Genomic DNA, 22,109 nt, shown 5'->3' with positions numbered 1-22,109 from the left:
CGGTAAAAACTCCCGCGCCCAAGAACCCCCGCGCCCGGAAACCCCTCGCGCTCCCGACGGCCACCGCAGGGCCCCCACGGCTAGGGCAGCGTGAGGATGTCCGCCCCGGTCTCCGTCACCACCAGCGTGTGCTCGAACTGGGCGGTGCGCTTGCGGTCCTTGGTGACGACCGTCCAGCCGTCCTCCCACATGTCGTACTCGTGGGTGCCCAGCGTCAGCATCGGCTCGATGGTGAAGGTCATGCCGGGCTGCATCACGGTCGTCGCGTGCGGGCTGTCGTAGTGCGGGACGATCAGCCCGGAGTGGAAGGACGTGTTGATGCCGTGGCCGGTGAAGTCACGGACCACGCCGTAGCCGAAGCGCTTGGCGTACGACTCGATGACGCGGCCGATGACGTTGATCTGGCGGCCGGGCCTGACCGCCTTGATCGCACGGTTGAGGGACTCGCGGGTCCGCTCGACGAGGAGTTTGGACTCCTCGTCGACGTCGCCGCAGAAGTAGGTGGCGTTGTTGTCGCCGTGCACGCCGTTGATGAAGGCGGTCACGTCGAGGTTCACGATGTCGCCGTCCTTGAGGACGGTCGAGTCGGGGATGCCGTGACAGATGACCTCATTGAGCGAGCTGCACAGCGACTTGGGGTAGCCCCGGTAGCCGAGGGTCGAGGGGTACGCCCCGTGGTCCACCATGTACTCGTGCGCGACCCGGTCGAGCTCGTCGGTGGTCACGCCGGGGGCGATGTGCTTGGCGGCCTCCTCCATCGCACGGGCGGCGATGCGGCCCGCGACGCGCATCCGCTCGATGGTGTCGGAGTCCTGGACCTCGGGTCCTGTGTACGGCGTCGGCGCGGGTTTCCCGACGTACTCGGGGCGCCGGATGTTGCCGGGGACGGAACGGATGGGAGAGAGCTCCCCTGGTACGAGCAGCGACTGGCCAGACATGCCGACGAGTGTAGTCAGCGTCGCGGGGGCACTATGGCGGCATAACGCGTGCCGTCACGAGGTAAGGAGGCCAGCGATGGCCCTGTTCAAACGACGTACCGCCGGCAAGCCCGGCGAGTGGTTCTACTGCCTGGAGCACAAGACCGTGGAGGAGGGCCCGCAGTGTCCTTCCAAGGACCGGTTCGGACCGTACGCCACCCGCGAGGAGGCCAACCACGCCATGGAAACCGCCCGCGAGCGCAACCTCGAATGGGAGAACGACCCCAAGTGGCACGAGAAGAACGGCCCAGGAGCCGGCACGGGAGCCTGAAACCCCCGCCCGCCCTCCCGCTCCCGCCGGCCCACTCGGGCGGCGGGGCCACCCGCTCCCCGCTGTGCCCCGCCCGCTCGGGCGGCGGGGCCGCCCCGGGGGCGGAACGGGCGGGCAAGGGGGGCGGCCCCCGACGGAGTCGCACCCACCCCACCCCTGTCCACCCCGGCCCCGGTCACCCACCCCCCGGCTACGCCACCGGCGCCCCCATCGCCGCCTCCCTCTGCCCCCTTCTCCTCACCGCATCCTCATCCGTCTCCGAGTCGTACGACAGCAACTTCGGCAGCACCGCCGCCAGCACCCCCACCGCCAGCACACACGCCGCCCCGCCGCTCCACACCGCCCCCCGGGCCCCCGTCCACCCGGCGACCGCCCCCGAGCGGACCTGCCCCAGCTGGGGCCCGCAGCTGTAGGACAGGATCTCGATCCCGGCCAGCCGGCCACGCAACTCCTCGGGAATGGTCTGGTTCCAGATGGTGGAGCGCCCCAGCCCGCTGAGCATGTCGCCGCCACCCGCCAGCGCGATGCACAGCAGCACCAGCCAGATGTTGCCGACCAGCCCGGCGGCCGTCATGGAGAGCCCCCAGAAGGCCGCCCCGAACACCACCAGCAGGCCGTGCCGCCGTACCTTCGACGCCCAGCCACTGGTCAGCCCGACCAGACACGCCCCCAGCGGCATCGCCGCGTACATCAGCCCCAGCGCCCACTGCGCGTCGAGCCCGGTCGCCAGGAACGGGAAGACCGCGTTCGGGAACGCGAAGAACATCGCGGCCAGGTCGATCGCGTACGTCCCCAGCAGCACCGGCTTGCTCCACGCGTAGCGCGCACCCTCCGCGATGCCGCGCAGCGACGGCTTCTCCGCGTCCTTCGAGGGCGGGGCGGGGGACAGCCGCAGGCACATCAGCACGGAGGCGGCGAAACAGACGACGGTGACCGTGTACGCGGTCGGTGCCCCGGCCGTCGCGACCACCACACCGGCCAGCGAGGGCCCGGCGATCGCGCCGACCTGCCAGCGCAGGGCGTTGAGCGCGGCGGCCGCGGTGAGCTGCTCGTGCGGGACGATCCGCGCCATCAGGGAGTCGAGCGCCGGGCGTTGGAGTCCGGCGAGTGCGGCGACCCCGGCTGCGACGACGTACAGCGGCCACAGCATCGGCCGGGGGAGCAGCGCGTTCACCAGGAGTACGACGGCGAGGACCCCGAGGCCCGCCTCGGTGAGCAGGATGATCCGCTTGCGGTCGGTGGAGTCGGCCAACGCGCCGCCGTACAGCCCGAAGACGACCAGCGGGATCAGCTCGACGGCCCCGATGGCGCCGACGGCGAGCGGGGAGTCGGTGAGCTGGGCGATCTGCAACGGCAGCGCGACCAGTGCCATGGAACTGCCGAAGAACGCGACCAGCCCCTGAACCCAGAGCAGCCGGAAGTCAGCGGACGAGCGCCAGGGCGAGAGATCCGGCAAGACGCCGGAGAGAGACAATTTCGAGGCCACGAAACCCCATGCTGCAACCCACTCCATGGCGTCTGCAACTTCATTTCCCGCCCCCTCCCCGCGTTGCCCCAGCCCGCTCGGGCGGCGGGGCCCCCGGGGGAAGGGCGGGCAAGGGGGCGGCCCCCGACGGAGTCGCACCCCGCCCGCCCCGGCCCCGTACCCCCCAACACCCCCGCCCCTACCACCGCTCCGGCGGCGGCGCCGTCAACCGATCCGCCAGCCGCGACAACCGGTCCCGGAACCGCTTCCCACCCCGCGCCCCCGGCACCCCGTTCTCCCCGGCCGCCGCACTCACCAAATGCTGAACCGTATCCAGATCCACCCCCGAACTCCCCGGCACCACCAACAACTCATGTGCCAGCCCGGCCAGTTCCCCCTCCCGCCCTACGAGCTCCCCCTCCCTCCCCGACAGCGCCAGCACCGTCGCCCCGGCCCGCCGCACCTCACTCACCCGCTCCAGCAGCCCCGCATCCGCATCGCCCTCCCCAGGCGCCACCACCAGCAACGTCTCGCCCCGCCCGGCCGCCGCCAGCCGCCCCAGGCCCACCGCCAGATGCGCCGGATCCTGCGGCCGCACCTCGTGCCGTACCAGAGTGGGCGCCAGCGCCGGCAGCCCCGACCAGGCGGCCTCGTCCGTCAGATGCGCCGCCAGATGCCACGGCTCGTACCGCTCGGTGCCCACCAGCAGCAGCCCGCTCCCGTGCGGGACCACCGACGTCCGCAGCACCCCGGCGAATCTGCGGGTCGCGCCCAGCCACTCGGTACCGGCCAGGACTTCCCGCAGCAGTGCGACCCTCACGGCATCCATGGGCGAGAGCCTGCCGGGCCCGGCAGGGCCGTGTACGCCGGACAGTTGAGGCTCACCCGGACGAGCGCCCTACCTGCAAGTAGGGTCGGCCCATGACTTCCTCCACAGACAGCAACACAGCGGCTGCCCCCGCCCCCAAGCCGGTCAAGAACCCCTGGGACCTGCCCGATGTGTCCGGCCTCGTCGTCGGCGTCCTCGGCGGCACGGGCGACCAGGGCCGCGGCCTCGCCTACCGGCTGGCGCGGGCCGGGCAGAAGGTGATCATCGGCTCGCGGGCGGCCGAACGTGCCCGGTCCGCCGCCGACGAGCTGGGCCTCGGAGTCGAGGGCGCCGACAACGCCGAGTGCGCGCGGCGCAGCGACATCGTGATCGTGGCGGTGCCGTGGGACGGCCACGCCAAGACCCTCGAATCGCTGCGCGAGGAGCTCGCGGGCAAGCTCGTCATCGACTGCGTGAACCCGCTCGGCTTTGACAAGAAGGGTGCGTACGCCCTGAAGCCGGAGGAGGGCAGCGCGGCGGAGCAGGCCGCCGCCCTGCTCCCGGACTCGCGCGTCACCGCGGCCTTCCACCACCTCTCCGCCGTCCTGCTCCAGGACCCGGCGGTCGAGGAGATCGACACCGATGTGATGGTCCTCGGCGAGGTCCGCGCGGACACCGACCTGGTCCAGGCGCTCGCGGCCCGTATCCCCGGCATGCGCGGTGTCTTCGCCGGGCGGCTGCGCAACGCCCACCAGGTGGAGTCCCTGGTCGCCAACCTGATCTCGGTCAACCGCCGCTACAAGGCGCACGCGGGTCTGCGCGTGACCGACGTCCAGGAGCGGGACGCGTGAGCGGCCTCTGAAACCGGGAGAGGTGACCGGCCTCCGAAAACCGGGAGAGGTGACCGGCCTCCAGGACCGGGAGAGGTGACCGGCCTCCAGGACCGGGAGACGGGACCGGCCTCCAGGACCGGGAGACGGGACGGACCGGGCATGGGGGACACTGGACGGGCCCAACGCTTTCACGAAGGAGCCGTCCCCCATGCCCCGCCTCGCTCTCTACGCCCTGGTCGTCTGTGCCCTTTCGGTCGCCGCGGCAGTGGTCTCCTTCGTCGCGGGCAACCTGCTGGGGATCGTGTGGATCCTGCTGGCCGGTGTCTCCTCGAACATGGCGTGGTTCTACCTCCGCAGGGCGAAGGCCGAGAAGGCCGCTGCCGCCCAGTAGGCGACAACGGCCCGCGCCCTAGCGGGTCACGCAGTACTCGTTGGTCTCCCGCCAGAACTGGAACAGGTCGCGCCCGCAGAAGCTGTCCACGTCGGTCACCCCGAGGCTGCCGGTGATCGCGTAGATCACGTCGAAGAACACCCGGTTCACGCTCGGCACCCACAGCAGCGCGAACACGAAGAGCAGGCCGAAGCCCGCGTACGGCTCGACCTGCCGACGGATCCTGTACGAGAGCCAGGGCTCGATCACCCCGTAGCCGTCGAGGCCGGGGACGGGCAGGAAGTTCAGCAGCGCCGCCGACACCTGGAGCAGCGCCAGGAATCCGAGCGCGTACCGGAAGGCGTCCGGGACCCCGTCGAGGGCGTCCAGCCAGAACGGGGCGGTGCAGACGATCGCGAACAGGACGTTGGTCAGCGGTCCCGCCGCCGAGATCAGGCTGTGCTTCCAGCGGCCCTGGATACGGTTGCGTTCGATGAAGACGGCGCCGCCGGGCAGGCCGATGCCGCCCAGGATCACGAAGATCACCGGCAGCACGATGCTGAGCAGGGCGTGCGTGTACTTCAGCGGGTTGAGCGTCAGGTAGCCCTTGGCGCCGATGGTGATGTCGCCGCCGTGCAGGGCGGTGCGGGCGTGCGCGTACTCGTGCAGACACAGCGAGACGACCCACGCGGAGGTCACGAAGAGGAACACAGCGATCCCCGGCGAGGCCGCGAAATCCGTCCAGACGGCCCAGCCGGTGACCGCCATGACGGCGACGATGCCGAGGAACACCGGACTGATGCGGCGGTCCTTGCGGCTGATGGCGGTGGTCATGGGGGCAACTCCTGGAGTGGTGGGGCGGGTGGGGCGGGTGGGGCGGGTAGGACTGGGTGAGGCTGGTGGGCTGTGCGGTAGGACTGGTGAGGCCGGTGGGCTGTGCGAGGGTGTCCGACTGCCGCCCGACCGTACCGGCGACAACTGGACAACGCCGCACACCGGCCGGACGGTTCCGCCATCTCTACGTCGCCACCGCCACCGCCACCGCCCCCGGCAGCCGTCGGCACCGCGTTGCCCCGTGTCCCCCCGTCCTCCGCCCCCACTTGCCTCCGCCCCCACTTGCCGTCGGCCTCACTTGCCGTCGGCCCCTCGGGCGACGGGCCCGACTTCCTCCTACCGGGCCCGGGGGACACTCCGCCGGCCCGGGGGGGGGGGGGGGGGGGGGCGGGGGGGGGGGGGGGGGCGGGCGGGCCCGGGGTGAACCCGCCGGGCCCCGGCGACCCCGCGCCGGGCCGGTTTCCACCGCCCCCCCCCCCCCCCCCCCCCCCCCCCCCCCCCCCCCCCCCCCCCCCCCCCCGCGGGGGGGGGGGGGGGCACTCCGCCGGGCCGGGCTTTCCCTAGTGGGCCCGGCTTTCTCCCGCCGGGCCCTGGCGACGCCGCGCCGGGCCGGTTTCCTCCACCGGCCACCCCCGGGCGACGTCCCGCCCGGCCCGGTGGGGGATGCCCCCGCCGCCCCCCGGTCCCGCCGGGGACAATGGATCCCGTGCGCTATCAGATCCTCGGCACCGCCCGAGCCCTTCACGCCGACGGCACCCCCGCCCCCCTCGGCGGCCCCCGCCTGCGCGCACTGCTCACCGCGCTCGCCATGCGCCCCGGCCGGCACCTCTCGGTGTCCGTGCTCGCAGACGCCGTGTGGGGCGAGAGCGACTCGGCCCCCGCCGACATCCCCGGAGCCGTTCAGGCGCTGGTGGCGCGCCTGCGCCGCAGCATCGGCCGGGAGAGCGTCACCTCCGTCGACGGCGGCTACGTCTTCGCGGGCGACCCGGACGACATCGACCTGCACCGCTTCGAACGGCTCACCACCGAGGGGCTGCGCACCGCCGCCGACGGCGACCCCGCGAAGGCGGTCGCCCTGCTCGACGACGCCCTTGCCCTCTGGCGCACCGGCGGCGGCCCGGCACTGGCCGACCTGCCCGCCTTCGTCGCCGAATCGGCCCGCCTCGACGCCCGCCGCCTCGACGCCCGGCGCGGCCGCCTCGCCGCCTCCCTCGCCCTCGGCCGGGCGGCCGAAGCACTCCCCGAACTGACCGCCCTCTGCACGGACCACCCCCTCGACGAGCCCCTCCAGGCACTGCGCCTGCGCGCCCTGCACGCGACCGGCCGCACCGCCGAGGCCCTGGCCGCGTACGAGACGGTACGCAGCCGCCTCGCCGACCGCCTCGGCACCGACCCCTCCGCCGAACTCCGCTCCCTGCACACCGAGTTGCTCACCCCACTCCCCACCCCGAACCCGTCCGCCACCCCGAACCCGTCCGCCACCTCGAACCCGCCCGCCACCCCGAACCCGCCCGCCACCTCGAATCCACCCCCTCCCCGGACCCCGCCCCCCGCACCCGCCCCGCACGGCGGCAACCTCCGTGCCCGTCTCACCTCCTTCGTCGGCCGGGAGGCCGATATCGGGGCGATCCGGGACGACCTCGTGCAGGCCCGCCTGGTGACCCTGCTCGGTCCCGGCGGGGCCGGCAAGACCCGCCTCTCCCAGGAAGCGGCGGAGGCCGCCGAGGCCGGGGCGGGAGCGGGCCCGGACTCCGCGGGGACGCCCTGGCCCGACGGCGTCTGGATGATCGAACTCGCCCCGGTCGACGACCCGGAGAACGTCCCCGGAGTGGCCCTCACCGCGCTCGGCGCCCGTGACACCGTCCTGCGCGGTGCCGGCGCCGAGGAGTTCCGGGCCGCCACCCGGCACGGCGACGACCCCCTCGCCCTCCTCGTCGAGCACTGCGCGCGCCGCCGGATGCTGATCCTGCTCGACAACTGCGAGCACCTGGTGGCCGCCGCCGCGCACCTCGCCGAGCACCTCCTCGCGCGCTGCCCCGGACTGACCGTCCTGGCCACCAGCCGCGAACCCCTGGGCGTGCCGGGGGAGTTGGTGCGCCCGGTGGAGCCACTGCCCGAGCCCGTCGCGCTGCGGCTGCTCGCCGAGCGCGGGGCCGCCGCCAGGCCCGGCTTCCGTATCGACGACGACCGGGCGGCCGCCGTCGAGATCTGCCGCCGCCTGGACGGGCTGCCGCTGGCCATCGAACTCGCCGCCGCCCGGCTGCGGATGCTCACCCCGCGCCAGATCGCCGACCGGCTGGACGACAGATTCCGGCTGCTCACCGCCGGCGCCAGGACCGTCCTGCCGCGCCAGCAGACGCTGCGTGCGGTCGTCGACTGGTCGTGGGACCTCCTGGAGGAGAGCGAACGCCAGGTGCTGGCCACCCTGTCGGTCTTCGCGGGCGGCTGCGACCTGGCCGCCGCCGAGGCCGTCTGCGGCCCCGACGCCCTGCTGCTGCTCGGCTCCCTCGTCGACAAGTCGCTGGTCGTCGCCGCCCCCGACGACACCGACGGCCAGATGCGCTACCACCTCCTGGAGACCGTCGCTGAGTACGCCGCCGAACGCCTCGCCGAGTCCGGCACCCGCACCGCCACCGAACGCCGCCACCTGACCCACTTCCGCGAATTCGCCCGCCTCGGCGACCCACTGCTGCGCGGCCGGGACCAACTCCTGTGGGTGGCCCGCTTCCAGCGCGAGTACGAGAACCTGCGCACCGCGCTGCGCCGCGCGCTCGCCACCGAGGACGAGCAGGAGGCGCTCTGCCTGGTGCACTCCCTGGCCTGGTACTGGCAGTGCCGCGACCTGCGCACCGAGGCCAGGTACTGGACGTCCGCCACCATGGCGCTGAGCGACGACCCGTTCGACGAACCGGTCGAGCCCGCCCCCGCCGTCTTCGAACGGTGTACGGACGCACCGCCGCCGATGCGCCCCGAGGTCCTCCAGGAGGCCAGGCGTGGCATCCGGATGCTCAACCTGGTCAACATGAACCACCAGGTGGACACCTGGTTCAGCCCGGAGTCCCGGGCGTGGCTGCGCAGGGTCGTCGCCACCTACCGCGCCGGACTGCCGCAGACCTGCCGCACCCCGGGCTCGCTGTGGCTGATGGCGCTGCTGATGGGCGGCGAGCGCGGCGAACAGCTCCAGCTGGCGATCGACGAGACCGTGCGGGCCTGCCGCGACTTCGGTTACACCTGGGAGCTGGCCTTCGCCCTCGAAATGCGCGCCAACTTCTCCGCCAACCACACCTCCTGGGCCGGCAACGCCCTGAAGGACGCCGGGGAAAGCCTGGAGATCTTCCAGCGGCTCGGCGACGCCTGGGGAGCCGCCGAAGCGTTCTCCGCACGCGGTGAGGCATACGAACGCATCGGGGAGTACCTCCGTGCCGCCGACGCCTACCGCGACGCCATCGGCCTCGCGGAACAGCTTCAGGCGCACGGCCAGGTCAGGCTGCTGCGTGCCCGGCTGGCCGGAGCGCTCGTCGAACTCAGCGAGGACGAGGGCGGCATGGAGGGGGAATCCATCCTCCGCGCGATCCTCGACGAGGGGGAGGCGCCCGGCCTGGAGGCGGGGGCGGCCGCCCGGCTGATCCTCGGCATCCGGCTGGGCCGCACCGGCCGCCTGCGCGAGGCACGCGAACAACTCACCCTGCTGCGCGCCGACTTCAACAAGGGCGACTCCGGCAACCTCTTCGTCTTCGACGGTGTCTCGCTCGGGCTGCTCGCCTGGGTGGCCAATCTGCAGGGGGCGTACGAGGAAGGACTCTCCCTCGGCGCACGCGCACTGCGGCAGTCCGAGGACGCCCTGTCGAGAATGGTGGCCCCGCACATGCCGGCCGTGCAGCTGATGACGGTGGCGGGCGCACTGGCCGGGCTGGGCGCGGGCGGCAGCGACCCCGTACGGGACAAGGCCCTGGCCGTGGACGCGGCCCGCCTGCTCGGGGCGTACCAGAAGCACCTCCCGGAAGGCCACTTCGTCAACGGGCACGAGGCCGACATGCGGGACTTCGCCGCCCTGCCCGCCCGCGCTCTGCTCGGCGGCACCGGCTACCAGCGGGCGTACGCCGAAGGCGGCGGCCTCTCCCTGGAGGAGGCCTCCGCCCTCGTCTACACACGACGCGATCAGTACCGGGACCAGCGGGACGGACTCCGGGGCTAGCACCCCGGCGTCGACGTCACGTCTTGTTGCGGAACTTGGAGATCGCCAGCGGCGCGGTCACCAGGGTGATCACCGCCGACCAGCCCAGCACCATCCACACATCGGTGGCGATCGGGCCGCCGAGGAACAGGCCGCGGGCCGCGTCCGCCAGGTTCGACAGCGGGTTGTAGTCGGTGAAGCTCTGGAGCCAGTCGGGCATCGTCGTCGTCGGAGTGAAGATCGACGAGCCGAACTGGAGCGGCATCAGCACCAGCATCGCCACGCCCTGCACGGCCTGCGCCGTCGGCACACTCAGGCCGATCAGGATGAACACCCACATCAGCGAGGCGCCGAAGAGCATGGACAGGCCGATCGCCGCCAGCACGTGCAGCACGGACGTCTCGATGGACATGCCCAGGATCATGCTGACGATCAGCAGGACCGCGAAGGCCACCAGCATGCGGCCTATCTCCACGACGATCTTCGCGATGAGTACCGAGGACCGGGCGATGGGCATCGTCCTGAACCGGTCCATGACCCCCTTCTTGAAGTCCTCGTTGACACCGGTGCCGACCGCCATCGAGACGTTCAGGCCCATCATCGCCATCAGGCCGGGCGCCAGATAGCTGACGTACTGGTCGAGATTGCCCTTGCCGAACGCCGCACCGCCGAAGACGAAGGTGAACAGCAGGGTGAAGATGATCGGCATCAGCAGGACGTCGAACATCGACTCCGGGTCCCGCTTGATCTGCAGCGCGTTGCGCCGGGCGAGCGCGCTGATGTGGCGCAGATTGGCCCGCAGGCCGATCCGTCCCTCGTCGGCGACGGCCGCCGGGCGGACCCGTGGCGCTTCCTGCGCCGGCTTGTTCAGGGTGGCCGTGCTCATGCCGCTACCTCTTCCTTGTCCATGATCCGGTCCTGCCCCTGCCCCTGCGCCGACGGATCGAGGTCCGCCTCGCTGCTCTTCTCGCCCGTGATCGCCAGGAACACCTCGTCCAGGCTGGGCAGATGGGTGCCGATGTCCGCGATGGCGAACCCGCGGGCACCCAACAGGCCGACCACGGCCGTCAGTTGCTCATCGCTGAGGATCGGCACGTACAGCAGGCCTTCGTCCACCCGGGCCTGCGAGCCCGCGATGCCGTCGAGGCCCGCCTCGGCCAGGGTGCCCGCCATGGCGTGCAACTGGGCAGGGTCGGAGGGCCGGATCTGCAACGTACGCCCGCCGACCTTGGCCTTCAGCTCGTCGACCTTGCCCTCCGCGACGACCTTGCCCCGGTCGATCACGGTCAGCTCGCCGGCCAACTGCTCGGCCTCCTCCATGTACTGGGTGGTGAGCAGCACGGTGACGCCCTCGCCGACCATCCGCTGCACCTCCGCCCACACCTCGTTGCGGGTGCGCGGGTCGAGGCCGGTCGTCGGCTCGTCCAGGTACAGGACGGCGGGCTGCCCGATCATCGAGGCGGCCAGGTCGAGGCGGCGGCGCATACCGCCGGAGTAGGTCGCGGCGGCCTTCTTCGCCGCCTCGGTCAGCGAGAACCGCTCAAGGAGGTCGTCCGCGCGCTTACGGGAGTCCTTGCGGGACAGATCGAGCAGCCGCCCGATCATGTAGAGGTTCTCCCAGCCGGAGAGTTTCTCGTCGACCGAGGCGTACTGCCCGGTCAGGCCTATCGTGCGGCGCAGCTGTCGCGGCTGGCGCACCACGTCGTACCCGGCGACCGTCGCGGTGCCCGCGTCGGGCCGGATGAGCGTGGACAGGCACCGTACGAGGGTGGTCTTGCCGGCGCCGTTGGGGCCCAGCACACCGAGGACGGTGCCCTCGCTGACGTTCAGATCGACGCCGTCCAGCGCCTTGGTCTCCCCGTAGTGCTTGACGAGGCCTCGTACCTCGATGGCGTGCGTCCCGCCGCCCTGTTTCATGTCGTTTCGCGTCATGGACCTCATTGGAGCAGGCACCACTGACAATCGGCCGACAGTCTTGTCCGGCCACCGACAGATCACCGACAGCACGCCGACGGCGGGGGCCCGCGCGGCACACGCCGACGGCCCGCCGTGGGGGAAGCGGCGGGCCGTCGTTTGTGCGGGCAGTGGCATCGGGGCCGTACGCCGTGCACGGGACGCGGGCGGCGTACGGCGGGCAACTCCTAGTGGAAGGTGTGCTCCTCGCGCGGGAACGCCCCGCCCGAGACCTCCTCCGCGAACGCCTTGGCCGCGTCCCCGAGGGTCTGCCGCAGATTCGCGTACTGCTTGGTGAAGCGCGGCACCTTGCCGCCGGTCAGCCCCACCATGTCGGTGTAGACGAGGACCTGCGCGTCGGTGTCCGGGCCCGCGCCGATGCCGATGGTCGGGATGGACAGACTGCGGGTGACCTCGGCCGCCAGCTCCGCCGGGACCAGCTCCAGGACCACCGCGAAGGCGCCCGCGTTCTCGGCCGCCTTGGCGTCCCGCAGCAGCTGGTGCGCGGCCTCGTCGCCTCGCCCCTGTACCCGGTAGCCGAGCGTGTTCACCGACTGCGGGGTCAGCCCCAGGTGCGACATCACCGGGATGCCGGAGGCGACCAGCAGCTCGGTCTGCGGCAGCGAGCGCTCGCCGCCCTCCAGCTTGACCGCGCCCACCCCCGATTCCTTGATCAGCCGGGTGGCGTTGCGCAGGGCCTGGACGGGACCCTCCTGGTACGAGCCGAACGGGAGGTCCGCGACCACCATGGCGCGCGTGGTCCCCCGGACGACGGCGGCCGACAGCACCGCCATCTCGTCCATGGTGACCGGCACGGTGGTCTCGTACCCGAGGTGGCAGTTGCCCATCGAGTCCCCGACGAGCAGCACCGGCACCCCGGCCTCGTCGAACACCGACGCCGTCATGGCGTCGTACGCGGTGAGCATCGGCCACTTCTCGCCGCGCTCCTTGGCGGCGGCGATCTGGTGCACGGTGATCCGGCGGGTGCCGGTGCCGCCGTAGAGCGACTTGGGGTCCCGGCTCGCGGCGGTGTCCGCGGCGGGGGACAGGGGTGAGGAGGTCGACCCGGCCGAATCCGGGTTCTGGGCAGAGTTCTGGGCAGCCTGAAGCGTCATGGCTGAAACGGCTCCTTCGTCATCTCGAAGCGCCCTTACGGCGTCTCCGGACCGCGTCCATGGTGGCATCCTTGGCCGCCGTCCGGTAGTGGGCGGCCGCAGCACCCTTCCCACCTGCACTTTTGTGCGCGTTTCGTCACAGAGGGGTGGTCCGGCGGCACGACAGGAACCTGCCACCGGTCAGGGTCGTCCTTGAGGCAGTACGGCCGTCTGGGATGGCGGCTCAGATGCACAGCGGTCATCGCCTAGGGTCGTGGGGGGCGGGGCGGTGAGTGTGTGGGCAAGGCGAGCGAGGGCAGCGGAATGGCACAGGCGTACAGGCCGGGAACCGGGAACGACGGCCCGGAGGCAGAGCCCTCCAGGACGGCTTCCACGAGAGATTCCGGGCCCGCCGCCGGCACCACTCCCCGCCCGGACACAGGCACCGCCCCCGGTTCCGCTTCCCCTTCCGGTACGACCCCGGCACCGGGCTCCGGCTCCGGCCCGGGACCCGGCTCGGGCGGGGGTTCAGCTTCCGGCTTCGGACAGGGTTCCGGCTCCGGCCTCGGGCCGGGTCACGGGTCCGGTTCTGGCCCCGGCTCGGGATCGGGCTCCGGTTCCGGTTCCGGCTCGGGCTCCGGTTCCGGTTCCGGTTCCGGTTCGCGATTCGGGCGGTTGACGAACGGCTGGCGGGGTGACCGCGGGATCTGGCGGCGCGGCATCTTCCTCGCGGTGCTCGCCGTGCTGGTCGCGCTGGTGATGATCTTCCATGCCCAGATCCCCAACACCGTCGGCAACCTCGGCAGCCTCTCCGAGACCTTCCTCCCGTGGTTCGGCCTGGCGGTGCCCCTGCTGCTGGTGTGCGCATTGCTGCGCCGCTCGGCGCTCGCCCTGGTCGCGCTGATCCTCCCGGCGGCGGTCTGGCTGAATCTCTTCGGCGGCCTCTACACGGACAAGTCCGTGCCCGGTGGCGACCTCACCGTCGCCACCCACAACGTGAACGCCGAGAACAACGACCCGGCCGGCACCGTCCGCGTGCTCGCCGAGTCCGGTGCCGATGTGGTGGCCCTGGAGGAGATCGCCGGTGACCGCCTCGCGGCGTACGAGAAGGCCATGCGGGAGACGTACCGGTACCACGCGGTCCAGGGCACGGTGGGTCTGTGGAGCAAGTACCCGATGAGCGACACCCGGCAGGTCGACATCCGGCTCGGCTGGGCCCGCGCGATGCGCTCCACGCTGACCACCCCCAAGGGCGACGTCGCCGTCTACGTGGCCCATATGCCGTCCGTCCGCGTCAAGCTCAAGGCGGGCTTCACCGCAGGTCAGCGCGATGCCAGTGCGGATGCCCTGGGCCATGCCATCGCCCGTGAACCCCTCAAGCGCATCGTCCTGCTCGGTGACCTCAACGGCACCATGAACGACCGCGCCCTCAACGGCATCACCGCCCAGATGCGCTCCACCCAGGGGGCCGCGGGCGACGGCTTCGGCTTCAGCTGGCCGGCCGCGTTCCCGATGGCGAGGATCGACCAGATCATGGTCAAGGGCGTCGAGCCGATGTCCTCCTGGACCCTTCCGCAGACGGTCAGCGACCACCTGCCGATCGCGGCCCGGGTGAAGTTCTAGGCTCCGGACGTACGTCGACGGGGGGCGCGCCTCCGCGAGTGGCGCGCCCCCCGTCGACGTACCGGAAGGAGCTCTCGTGCTCTCAGCGCGTGGACGAAGGCTCCCGGCCCACCGTCTCCCGCCACCGGTTTGTGATCGGCAGCCTGCGGTCCTTGCCGAAGCCCTTGGGGGAGATCTTGGTGCCCGGCGGGTACTGGCGGCGCTTGTACTCGGCGGTGTCGACCATCCGCAGCGTCCTGGCGACCAGTTCGCGGTCGAAGCCCGCCGCGACGATCGGCTCGAATCCCTGGTCCTGGTCGACGTACATCTCAAGGATCCCGTCGAGCACCTCGTAGTCGGGCAGCGAGTCGCTGTCGACCTGGCCGGGGCGCAGCTCGGCGCTGGGCGGCTTGGAGATCGAGCTCTCCGGGATCGGCGGGGCCTGGCCGCGCTCCTCGGCCGCCTTGTTGCGCCAGCGGGCCAGCTGGAAGATCCAGGTCTTGTAGACGTCCTTGATGGGGCCGTACGCGCCGACCGAGTCGCCGTAGAGCGTCGAATACCCCACCGCCAGCTCGGACTTGTTGCCCGGGGCGAGGACCAGATGGCCCTCCTGGTTGGAGAGCGCCATCAGGGTGGTGCCGCGCAGCCGGGACTGGAGGTTCTCCTCGGCGAGACCGGTGAGTTCCAGGGCTCCCTGGAAGGCGTCGAACATCGGGCCGATGGCGATGGTGCGGTAGTGCAGTCCGGTCCGGCGGGCCAGCTCGGCGGCGTCGTCCTTGGAGTGCTCGGAGCTGTACTTCGACGGCATGGAGACGCCGTGCACGTGCGACGCCCCCAGCGCGTCGCAGGCGATCGCGGCGACCAGCGCCGAGTCGATGCCGCCGGACAGACCGATCAGAGCCGTGCGGAAACCATTCTTCGCGACATACGCCCGCAGGCCCACCACCAGGGCCGAGTACACCTCCTCCAGGTCCTCCAGCCGCTCCGAGTAACCGCCCGTCAGCTCGGCCTCGTACGCGGGCAGCGGGTCCCCGGTGATCACCACCCGGTCGACGTGCAGGCCGTCGTCGACGATTCCGGTGACCGGGTCCTCGTCGGCGGCGGGCAGTTCCAGGTCGAGCAGCATGCTGCCCTCGGAGAACTGCGGGGCGCGGGCGATCACTTCGCCGTCCCGGTCGCAGACGATCGAGTCGCCGTCGTAGACCAGCTCGTCCTGGCCGCCGGTCATCGCCACATAGGCGGTGGTGCAGCCGGCCTCGCGGGCGCGCCTGCGGACCAGTTCCAGCCGGCTGTCGTCCTTGTGGACCTCGTACGGTGACGCGTTGACCGACAGCAGCAGCCCGGCCCGCGCGGTGCGCGCGGCGGGCACCCGGCCGCCGTCCTGCCAGAGGTCCTCGCAGATGGCGAGCGCGACATCGATCCCGTGCACCCGGATCACCGGCAGCGAATCGCCGGGCACGAAGTACCGGAACTCGTCGAAGACGCCGTAGTTGGGGAGGTGGTGCTTGGCGAAGGAGAGAACGACCTCGCCCTTGTGCAGCACGGCGGCGGCGTCCTGCGGGGCCCCGGCGGGCTGCCCGTAGCGGGGCCGGTCCCCGGCCGCCCGGTCGAGGTAACCGACCACGACCGGGACCTCCCCGAAACCCTCCTCGTCGAGGCGCACCGCGAGCGCGCGCACGGCGTCCCGGGAGGCCTCGACGAAGGACGACCTGAGGGCCAGATCCTCGACGGGGTACCCGGTGAGCGCCATCTCGGGAAACGCGATGAGATGCGCACCCTGCTCGGCGGCGTGCCGGGTCCAGTGGATGATCGCCTCGGCGTTCGCGGCGAGATCGCCGACCGTCGAGTCGATCTGTTGCAGAGCGAGACGTAGTTGAGGCACGCCCGCCACTCTAATCGTCTACCTGACGCAATGGCCTGGCGGGCGGGCCGTACGCAAGCGCGCGAAGGCCCCCGCGGCGTCTTCGCGGGGTCCTTCGCAGGTGCTGTGGCGGTGCTGTGGCGACTACTTGAGCGGACCCGACCAGGTCAGCTCTTCGGGGTTCTCCTCGCCGAGGCTGAACTGCACCTTGGCTTCGGTCGCCGCCTGCGGGGGCAGCGAGTAGGCGTACCGGCCCTTCATGTCGCGGCCGGGCAGCAGCATCCCGTGCATGACGATCTGCCGTCCGCTGCCGTCGATGACCAGCTCCGCGTCGGCGCCGTCCGCGTCGAAGACGCGCGGCAGGCCCGGCTGGAGGTCGACCTTCTTGCCGCCGGAGTTGACGACCTTGACCGACACCTCGATCGCCTTGTTGCCCTTGGTGTGACCGTTGGCGAAGTCATCGGGGCTGAACGGGGCCGGCTTGCTGACGGTGACCTTGAGGCCGTTCGCCGTGGTGTAGGTCTGACCGAACTTCAGGCTGCTGCGGGCCTTCTCCGCAGCCTCCTCCTCGGCGGCCTCCTTCGCCTGCGCGTCGGCCTCCTTGTCGGCGGACCTGTCGATCTCCAGGATCCGGTCCTGCGCCTTGTCCGTGACGTCCTTGACCAGCAGCACGGTGAAGATCCCGGCGCCGATGGCTATCAGCAGACCGACGACACCGAGCACCAGCCCGGTGAGGGCCACGCCCTTGTTGTTCGCGACGCCCTTCTTGACCTGGCCGAGGGCGACGAAACCGAAGATGACCGCGAGCAGGGCCGGCAGCCAGGTCAGCCAGAACAGGAAGAAGAAGACCACTCCGAACAGCGCGCCGACGATACCGAGCACCAGGGCGCTGATGCCCATGCCGTTGCGCGGGGCGGGGATCTGCGGAGGCATCCCGGACGGGAACGGGGAGCCGTAACCGGGCGGCGGGCCCATCGGCGGGCCCATTGTCCCGCTCGTCGGCCCAGCCGTCGGATCCGGTGCCTGCGACCCCTCGGTCGGCGGGGCCCACGGGTTCTGGCCGGTGGGAGGGGGAGTGGTCGGCATGCGAAGTCCTCGGGCAGAATCCCCGGGCGGAGGCCGGGAAGGTGATCGAATCGGAGTTCGATGACATTAACAGTGCCTTCACTTGAGCCTCACATCCTTTCCGCCCGCGGAGGGGGAGGGGACGGGAAGTGCACCCCCGCCCCTCCGCAGGTCCGGCCCGGGGCCGGGTTCTACCGCTGGTAGCCCAGTACCGTCATCATCCCGGCCTCCGAGTGGTAGACGTTGTGGCAGTGGATCATCCACAGGCCCGGGTTGTCGGCGTCGAAGTCCACCGTGAGACGGCCGTTGGGCAGGATGATCGCGGTGTCCTTGCGGGCGCCGGTCCTGCGGTTCGCCAGGGCGAAGGTGTGGCCGTGCAGATGCAGCGGGTGCCACATCGTGGTCGCGTTGCTGAAGTCGAGCCGGACCCGCTCGCCCGCCCTCACCGGGTGCCGCTGGTCGGGGGTGTACGGCTTCCCGTCGAAGGCCCAGTCGTACTTCGCCATCCCGCCGGTCAGCCGGATCTTCACCGTCCGGTCCGGCTTGCGGGCAGGCAGCGCCACCGACTCCTGCGCCGTCAGCCGGTCGGCGGTCAGCAGCTTTCCGGACAGTTCCTTCGGCCGTACGGAGGCGGAGGGCACCGCACCGCTTCCGGTGCGCAGCAGCGCCAGCGCGGACGCCTTCTTCCCCTCGGCCAGAGCGGTCAGCGGGAAGACCCCGTCCCCGGCCGTGACCAGGACGTCGTACCGCTCACCCATCCCGAGCAGCAGGGCGTCCGTCGTCGCGTGCCGCACCGGGAAGCCGTCGGTGTGGGTGACCGTCATCCGGTGGCCGCCGAGGGCGACACGGAAGGCGGTGTCGCCGCCCGCGTTGATGATCCGGATGCGGATCCGGTCGCCCGGTTCGGCGCGGTACGCCGAAGGGGCGGCCGGGACGCGGCCGTTGATCAGGTAGTGCGGGTGGGCGACATCGCCGGCGTCGGCGCCGAGGAGGTCGCTGGTGGCGCCCCTCATCATGCGGGAGGGGCTCTTGGGGGCGGGGGTCGACCCGGAGGGGGCGGGCCTGCCGGGGGCGGGCCCGGCGGCAGCGGGCTCCTCGGCGCCGGGCATCGAGTGGCCCTGGTGGCCGCCTCCGGTGCTCCCGCCACCCATGTCCCCCATGTCCGTGCCGCCGTGGTCCATGCCGCCCATGCCCCTGCCCAGTTCGGCGAGCACCGCGTCCGGGGTGGAGCCCTGGACGCCGTCGACCCAGTCGTCCAGTACAACGACCCATTCCTTGTCGTACTTCAGCGGCTCCTCGGGGTCCTCCACGATCAGCGGCGCGTACAGCCCCCGGTCCTGCTGCACGCCCGAGTGCGGGTGGAACCAGTACGTCCCGGGGTGCGGCACCGCGAACCGGTGGGCGAACTCGGCGCCCGGCCTGATCTCCTGCTGGGTCAGGCCGGGGACGCCGTCCATGTCGTTGCGCAGGGCCAGTCCGTGCCAGTGCAGCGAAGTGGCGGCGGGGAGGTGGTTGGCGAGGGTCAGGGCGAGGGTGTCGCCCGCCGTCACCCTGACCTCCTTGCCGGGCAGTGAGTCCCCGTACGCCCAGGACCTGACGGTCGTGCCGCCGCCGAGGTCGAGGGTGGTGGGGGTGGCGGTCAGCTTGACGGTGCGGACCGGGCCCTTGGCGCCGCGCGCCTTCTCGGCGGCGGCGACCTCCGTGTCGTACGGGGCGATGTAGCCCTTGGGGGCGGGGGAGCCACCGGAGTGGTCCATTCCGTCCATGTGGTCCGTGTTCGAGTCGGAGCAGGCGGCAAGCAGTCCGGTTCCGGCGGCTGCCACGGCGGCGCCGAGCAGCGTCCGGCGGGTGGTGCGGGTACGCATCAGAGACGTCCTCGTGTGGGGTGGTCGGTCGAGCGGTGCGGGCACGCGCGCGGGAATCCGCGCAGGGGCGCGTGGACGTACGCGCGCGTGCGGGAAGGGAGATGTCCCCGGAGAGAGGGGTGGTCCCTTGCGGGACCCCGTCCCCTCCAGGGGGCACCGCTCCTAGATCCGCAGGATCGACAACCGGGCGAGAACGGTTCTGGGCGGAGGCGGCTGCGGCCACAGGGCGCGCAACAGGGCACCGCGCACGACCCGTACGAGGTCGATGGCCGCCGCACGGGAAGCCACCAGCCACGCCCCGAGCAGGGCCACACCCCAGGCACCGAGCACGGCGAGGCACATGGACAGGGGGTCCATGCCGTGGGAGGAGCCGTGGGGGGAGGAGGTGGCCCGGGGAGTCGTGGACCCGGGGGCGGGGAGGGGCGCGGCGGCCGGGAGAGGGGTGGCGGCCCGGGCCGGGAGAAGCATGGTGGCTGGAGCCGCCTTGCCGTGCAACGGGCCCGCCGTCTCGCGTGAGGTGCCGGGCGACTCATGGGTCATGAGTGCCAGGTGGGCCGCCGGGGCCGGACCGCTCGCGGTCGTCCCGGTGCCCCCGTGCTCCTCCGCAGGGTGTCCCAGCGTGTGCATCGTGACGATGCCGAACAGGAGCGCCGCGAACAGCAGCAGCCGCCCGCTCCACGCACTCCGCCCAGCCGTCACCATGCCCGGCACCTTACCCCCGGCGGGTATCGCCTTCCCGGGTGGGGTGCGATCCGGGAATTAGCATCAATCCCACTATGTCCAAATTTGGCACCCGTCCCCTCTCGGTCCTCCTCGGCCTCGGCGCCGCCGCGTACACCGCGTGGGTGCTCGAAGTCCTCGTCTGGACCGGCCTCGATCCCGTCCGTACGTACGTCAGTGAACTCGCCGCCGCCGACCAGCCCTTGGGCGGCCTCTTCCGGGCGACCGACCTTCTCGCGGGCTCGCTGCTGTTCCTCGGCGCGTCGTGGGCGCTGGTGCTGACGCCGCGCCGGCCATGGCTGGTGGCCGGCTGGGCGGGGCTGGTCCTGTTCGGCGGGGCGACCGTCGCGGACTCGCGGCTTCCGCTGAGCTGCGCGCCGACCGTCGACCCGGAGTGCGCGGCCAGGGAGACCGCCGGGCTGGTCCCGGCCACCCACACCGCGCACGCCTGGAGCAGCAGCCTCGCCATGCTGGGCGCGCTCACCGGCATCGTCGCGCTCACCGTCGCCGCCCGCCGCTATCGGCAGTGGACCCCCCTCGCCCGATGCGGACCGGCCCTCGTGGCCCTGGAACTGGCGGCCACCGCCTGGACCCTGGCCTCCGTCGCCGCCTTCCAGGCAGGCAGGGGCACCTGCCTGCTGGGCGCGGGGCAGCGGTCACAGGTGCTGCTGGTGGCGGTGTGGCTGGCGGTGCTCACGTGGTCGGTGCGGCGCGAGAAACTGTCTCCGTGACGGATACAGGGGCGGGTTCGGGTCTCGGCGTGGGTGTCGGTGCGGGTCTCGCCGCGGACAGGGGTGTGGGCGTGGGCGCTTTCGTACGGATCGGTGGGGTCGCCCACCACGTCGTGGTCGAGGGCAGCGGGCCGGTGTGCGTGCTGAGTGCGGGGCTGGCGATGAGCTGGTTCGACTGGGAGCCGGTGGTACGGCTGCTGGCCCCGCGCCGCACGGTGGTGCGCTTCGACCGGCCGGGGCACGGGCTGTCCGGGCCGGCCGTGGTCCCGCCGACGGCTGCGGGGGAGGCGCAGCGGATCGCTGCGGTACTGGACGCGGTGGGGCTCGCCGCCGTCGGGCCGGTGACCGTCGTCGGCCACTCCATCGCCGGATTCCACGCGGAGGCGTTCGCGCGGCTGTACCCGGCACGCACCGTGGGAGTGGTCCTGCTGGACTCCAGCGTGGAGCCGGCCGCGCGGGTGCCCGCCGCGCCCGCGGTCCGGACCGCCCTGGCGCGGGGCCTCGCCACCGCCCTGACCGCCGTCGGGGCCCCGGCCGCCCTGGGTCCCGCGACCCGGCGCGCGGTGGTCCGCGCCTCGCGCGCGGGTGGCGTCGCGGACCCCGCGCCCCACGCGCTGGTACGCCGTACCTACCGCACCGCACGCGTCCTCGACGGCGCACTCCTGGAGAACACCCACTACAAGGCGGTCGCCGCCCAGCTCCTCGCGCTGCGCACCACCCACCCGCTGCCCGCCCACGCGCCGGTCACCGTGATGCCCGGATACGACGGCCGCCCCGGCCTCCTGTCGGTGCGCCGGCTGGAGCGCCAGCGCGACCTGGCCGACCTGCTCGGTGCCCGCTTCGAACCGGCCGTGCCCGCCGGGCACTTGGTGATGCTGGACCGTCCGGCGGCGGTCGCGGCGGCGGTGCTGCGGACCGGGTGACGAGCGGGGGTGCCGCTTGATCACGGAGCGTCATGCCTGGTCACGGGCGATTGTCAGACCCCCGTGGTCACATGGAGTCATGACTCAGGACAGCAGATCCTCAGATCTCAGGGTGCGCCTCATCGGCGATGACCTGCCGGGACTCACCTGCGAGGAGTTCCGGGACGTGCATGTGGCGGTGCAGCGCGGGCGCGAGCCGGACCGGCCGGTGCCGGGCGACGCGGTCGGCGCCCAGTGGGACTTCACCGTCGAAGTGGTGACCGGGCGTGACGGGAAGCCGGACTTCACGGGCCCGTATGTGCAGGGGCGGCCCGGTGCGCGGTTTCTCTATCTGACCTGGGGCGAACTGCCCGAGGGCGGCGAGTTCGAGATGTTCCGCCGGGCCAAGATCTACTTCGCCGATCTGCCCGCCGGCCTCCTCGCCCGGGGCACGGCGGTCGGCCGTCTCGGGCTCACCGACGGCCAGGGCAAGCCACTGTGCGCGGCGGTCCGCCCGCCCCGTATCGCCTGGGACGCGGGGGCGGGCGGATGACACGCCGCGACTCGGGGCGTGTCCTTCCGGG

At 72.2% G+C, this 22,109-nt stretch carries 19 protein-coding genes; 8 read left to right on the top strand and 11 right to left on the bottom strand.

Translation table 11 applies throughout. The features are described 5' to 3' along the window. Positions 1–80 precede the first annotated feature (80 nt). Positions 81–938, bottom strand: coding sequence for a type I methionyl aminopeptidase (gene map / locus ACIA73_RS09660; RefSeq protein ID WP_399437795.1), 858 nt, complete (start codon positions 936–938; stop codon positions 81–83). A gap of 76 nt (positions 939–1,014) precedes the next feature. Between map and ACIA73_RS09655 the strand changes: the two genes are divergently transcribed. Beyond that, a complete protein-coding gene (locus tag ACIA73_RS09655; protein WP_399437794.1) occupies positions 1,015–1,248 on the top strand; it encodes a hypothetical protein in 234 nt (77 codons plus the stop codon). A 190-nt stretch (positions 1,249–1,438) separates the two neighbouring features. On the opposite strand, the gene ACIA73_RS09650 is transcribed toward ACIA73_RS09655, so the two are convergent. Together ACIA73_RS09650 and ACIA73_RS09645 are read right to left on the bottom strand one after the other, a co-directional pair. Then, entirely contained in the window at positions 1,439–2,761 is a 1,323-nt protein-coding gene (locus tag ACIA73_RS09650) for an MFS transporter (RefSeq protein ID WP_399437793.1), read from the bottom strand. A gap of 151 nt (positions 2,762–2,912) precedes the next feature. Beyond that, a complete protein-coding gene (locus tag ACIA73_RS09645; RefSeq protein ID WP_399437792.1) occupies positions 2,913–3,542 on the bottom strand; it encodes a hypothetical protein in 630 nt (209 codons plus the stop codon). A gap of 92 nt (positions 3,543–3,634) precedes the next feature. On the opposite strand from ACIA73_RS09645, the gene npdG reads away from it, so the two are divergent. Continuing rightward, the gene (npdG, locus tag ACIA73_RS09640; protein ID WP_399437791.1) at positions 3,635–4,372 is read left to right on the top strand and encodes an NADPH-dependent F420 reductase; all 738 of its coding nucleotides are present in this window, start codon (positions 3,635–3,637) and stop codon (positions 4,370–4,372) included. A gap of 190 nt (positions 4,373–4,562) precedes the next feature. Then, a complete protein-coding gene (locus ACIA73_RS09635) occupies positions 4,563–4,745 on the top strand; it encodes a hypothetical protein (protein ID WP_399437790.1) in 183 nt (60 codons plus the stop codon). An 18-nt stretch (positions 4,746–4,763) separates the two neighbouring features. On the opposite strand, the gene ACIA73_RS09630 is transcribed toward ACIA73_RS09635, so the two are convergent. Then, positions 4,764–5,558: a site-2 protease family protein gene (locus ACIA73_RS09630; RefSeq protein ID WP_399437789.1), complete on the bottom strand. Its 795-nt coding sequence runs from the start codon at positions 5,556–5,558 to the stop codon at positions 4,764–4,766. Between the two features lie 697 nt (positions 5,559–6,255). On the opposite strand from ACIA73_RS09630, the gene ACIA73_RS09625 reads away from it, so the two are divergent. Continuing rightward, on the top strand, positions 6,256–9,753 hold the full coding sequence (locus tag ACIA73_RS09625) for an AfsR/SARP family transcriptional regulator (RefSeq protein ID WP_399437788.1): 3,498 nt from the start codon (positions 6,256–6,258) through the stop codon (positions 9,751–9,753). 16 nt (positions 9,754–9,769) lie between these two features. On the opposite strand, the gene ACIA73_RS09620 is transcribed toward ACIA73_RS09625, so the two are convergent. The 3 genes from ACIA73_RS09620 to panB all read right to left on the bottom strand — a co-directional run bounded on the left by ACIA73_RS09620 (position 9,770) and on the right by panB (position 12,800). Further along, the gene (locus ACIA73_RS09620) at positions 9,770–10,618 is read right to left on the bottom strand and encodes an ABC transporter permease (protein WP_399437787.1); all 849 of its coding nucleotides are present in this window, start codon (positions 10,616–10,618) and stop codon (positions 9,770–9,772) included. Next, positions 10,615–11,673 (bottom strand): ATP-binding cassette domain-containing protein, encoded by a 1,059-nt coding sequence (locus tag ACIA73_RS09615; protein WP_399437786.1) that lies wholly within the window; start codon positions 11,671–11,673, stop codon positions 10,615–10,617. Before ACIA73_RS09615 ends, ACIA73_RS09620 begins: the two co-directional genes overlap by 4 nt. A gap of 200 nt (positions 11,674–11,873) precedes the next feature. Beyond that, positions 11,874–12,800, bottom strand: coding sequence for a 3-methyl-2-oxobutanoate hydroxymethyltransferase (gene panB / locus ACIA73_RS09610; protein ID WP_399437785.1), 927 nt, complete (start codon positions 12,798–12,800; stop codon positions 11,874–11,876). 654 nt (positions 12,801–13,454) lie between these two features. Here panB and ACIA73_RS09605 point away from each other — a divergent pair. Then, positions 13,455–14,402, top strand: coding sequence for an endonuclease/exonuclease/phosphatase family protein (locus ACIA73_RS09605; protein WP_399437783.1), 948 nt, complete (start codon positions 13,455–13,457; stop codon positions 14,400–14,402). A gap of 82 nt (positions 14,403–14,484) precedes the next feature. Here ACIA73_RS09605 and ACIA73_RS09600 read toward each other — a convergent pair whose 3' ends face one another. The 4 genes from ACIA73_RS09600 to ACIA73_RS09585 form a co-directional block, all read right to left on the bottom strand. Beyond that, complete coding sequence (locus ACIA73_RS09600; RefSeq protein ID WP_399437782.1) at positions 14,485–16,263, bottom strand: NAD+ synthase; 1,779 nt, start codon at positions 16,261–16,263, stop codon at positions 14,485–14,487. Positions 16,264–16,386: 123 nt separating this feature from the next. After that, positions 16,387–17,328: a DUF4190 domain-containing protein gene (locus ACIA73_RS09595; protein ID WP_399437781.1), complete on the bottom strand. Its 942-nt coding sequence runs from the start codon at positions 17,326–17,328 to the stop codon at positions 16,387–16,389. A gap of 170 nt (positions 17,329–17,498) precedes the next feature. Beyond that, a complete protein-coding gene (locus ACIA73_RS09590; protein WP_399437780.1) occupies positions 17,499–19,172 on the bottom strand; it encodes a multicopper oxidase family protein in 1,674 nt (557 codons plus the stop codon). Positions 19,173–19,334: 162 nt separating this feature from the next. Beyond that, the gene (locus ACIA73_RS09585) at positions 19,335–19,874 is read right to left on the bottom strand and encodes a hypothetical protein (protein ID WP_399437779.1); all 540 of its coding nucleotides are present in this window, start codon (positions 19,872–19,874) and stop codon (positions 19,335–19,337) included. 74 nt (positions 19,875–19,948) lie between these two features. Between ACIA73_RS09585 and ACIA73_RS09580 the strand changes: the two genes are divergently transcribed. The 3 genes from ACIA73_RS09580 (at position 19,949) to ACIA73_RS09570 (ending at position 22,078) form a co-directional block, all read left to right on the top strand. Continuing rightward, positions 19,949–20,623 (top strand): DUF998 domain-containing protein, encoded by a 675-nt coding sequence (locus tag ACIA73_RS09580; RefSeq protein WP_399437778.1) that lies wholly within the window; start codon positions 19,949–19,951, stop codon positions 20,621–20,623. A gap of 71 nt (positions 20,624–20,694) precedes the next feature. Further along, complete coding sequence (locus ACIA73_RS09575) at positions 20,695–21,546, top strand: alpha/beta fold hydrolase (protein ID WP_399438042.1); 852 nt, start codon at positions 20,695–20,697, stop codon at positions 21,544–21,546. Between the two features lie 79 nt (positions 21,547–21,625). Continuing rightward, on the top strand, positions 21,626–22,078 hold the full coding sequence (locus ACIA73_RS09570; RefSeq protein WP_399437777.1) for a DUF5990 family protein: 453 nt from the start codon (positions 21,626–21,628) through the stop codon (positions 22,076–22,078). Positions 22,079–22,109 lie beyond the last annotated feature (31 nt).

It is taken from the genome of Streptomyces sp. NPDC051561, from assembly GCF_044454195.1.
In the GTDB taxonomy this organism is placed as follows: domain Bacteria; phylum Actinomycetota; class Actinomycetes; order Streptomycetales; family Streptomycetaceae; genus Streptomyces.
This window is presented reverse-complemented; position numbering and strand designations above follow the sequence as displayed.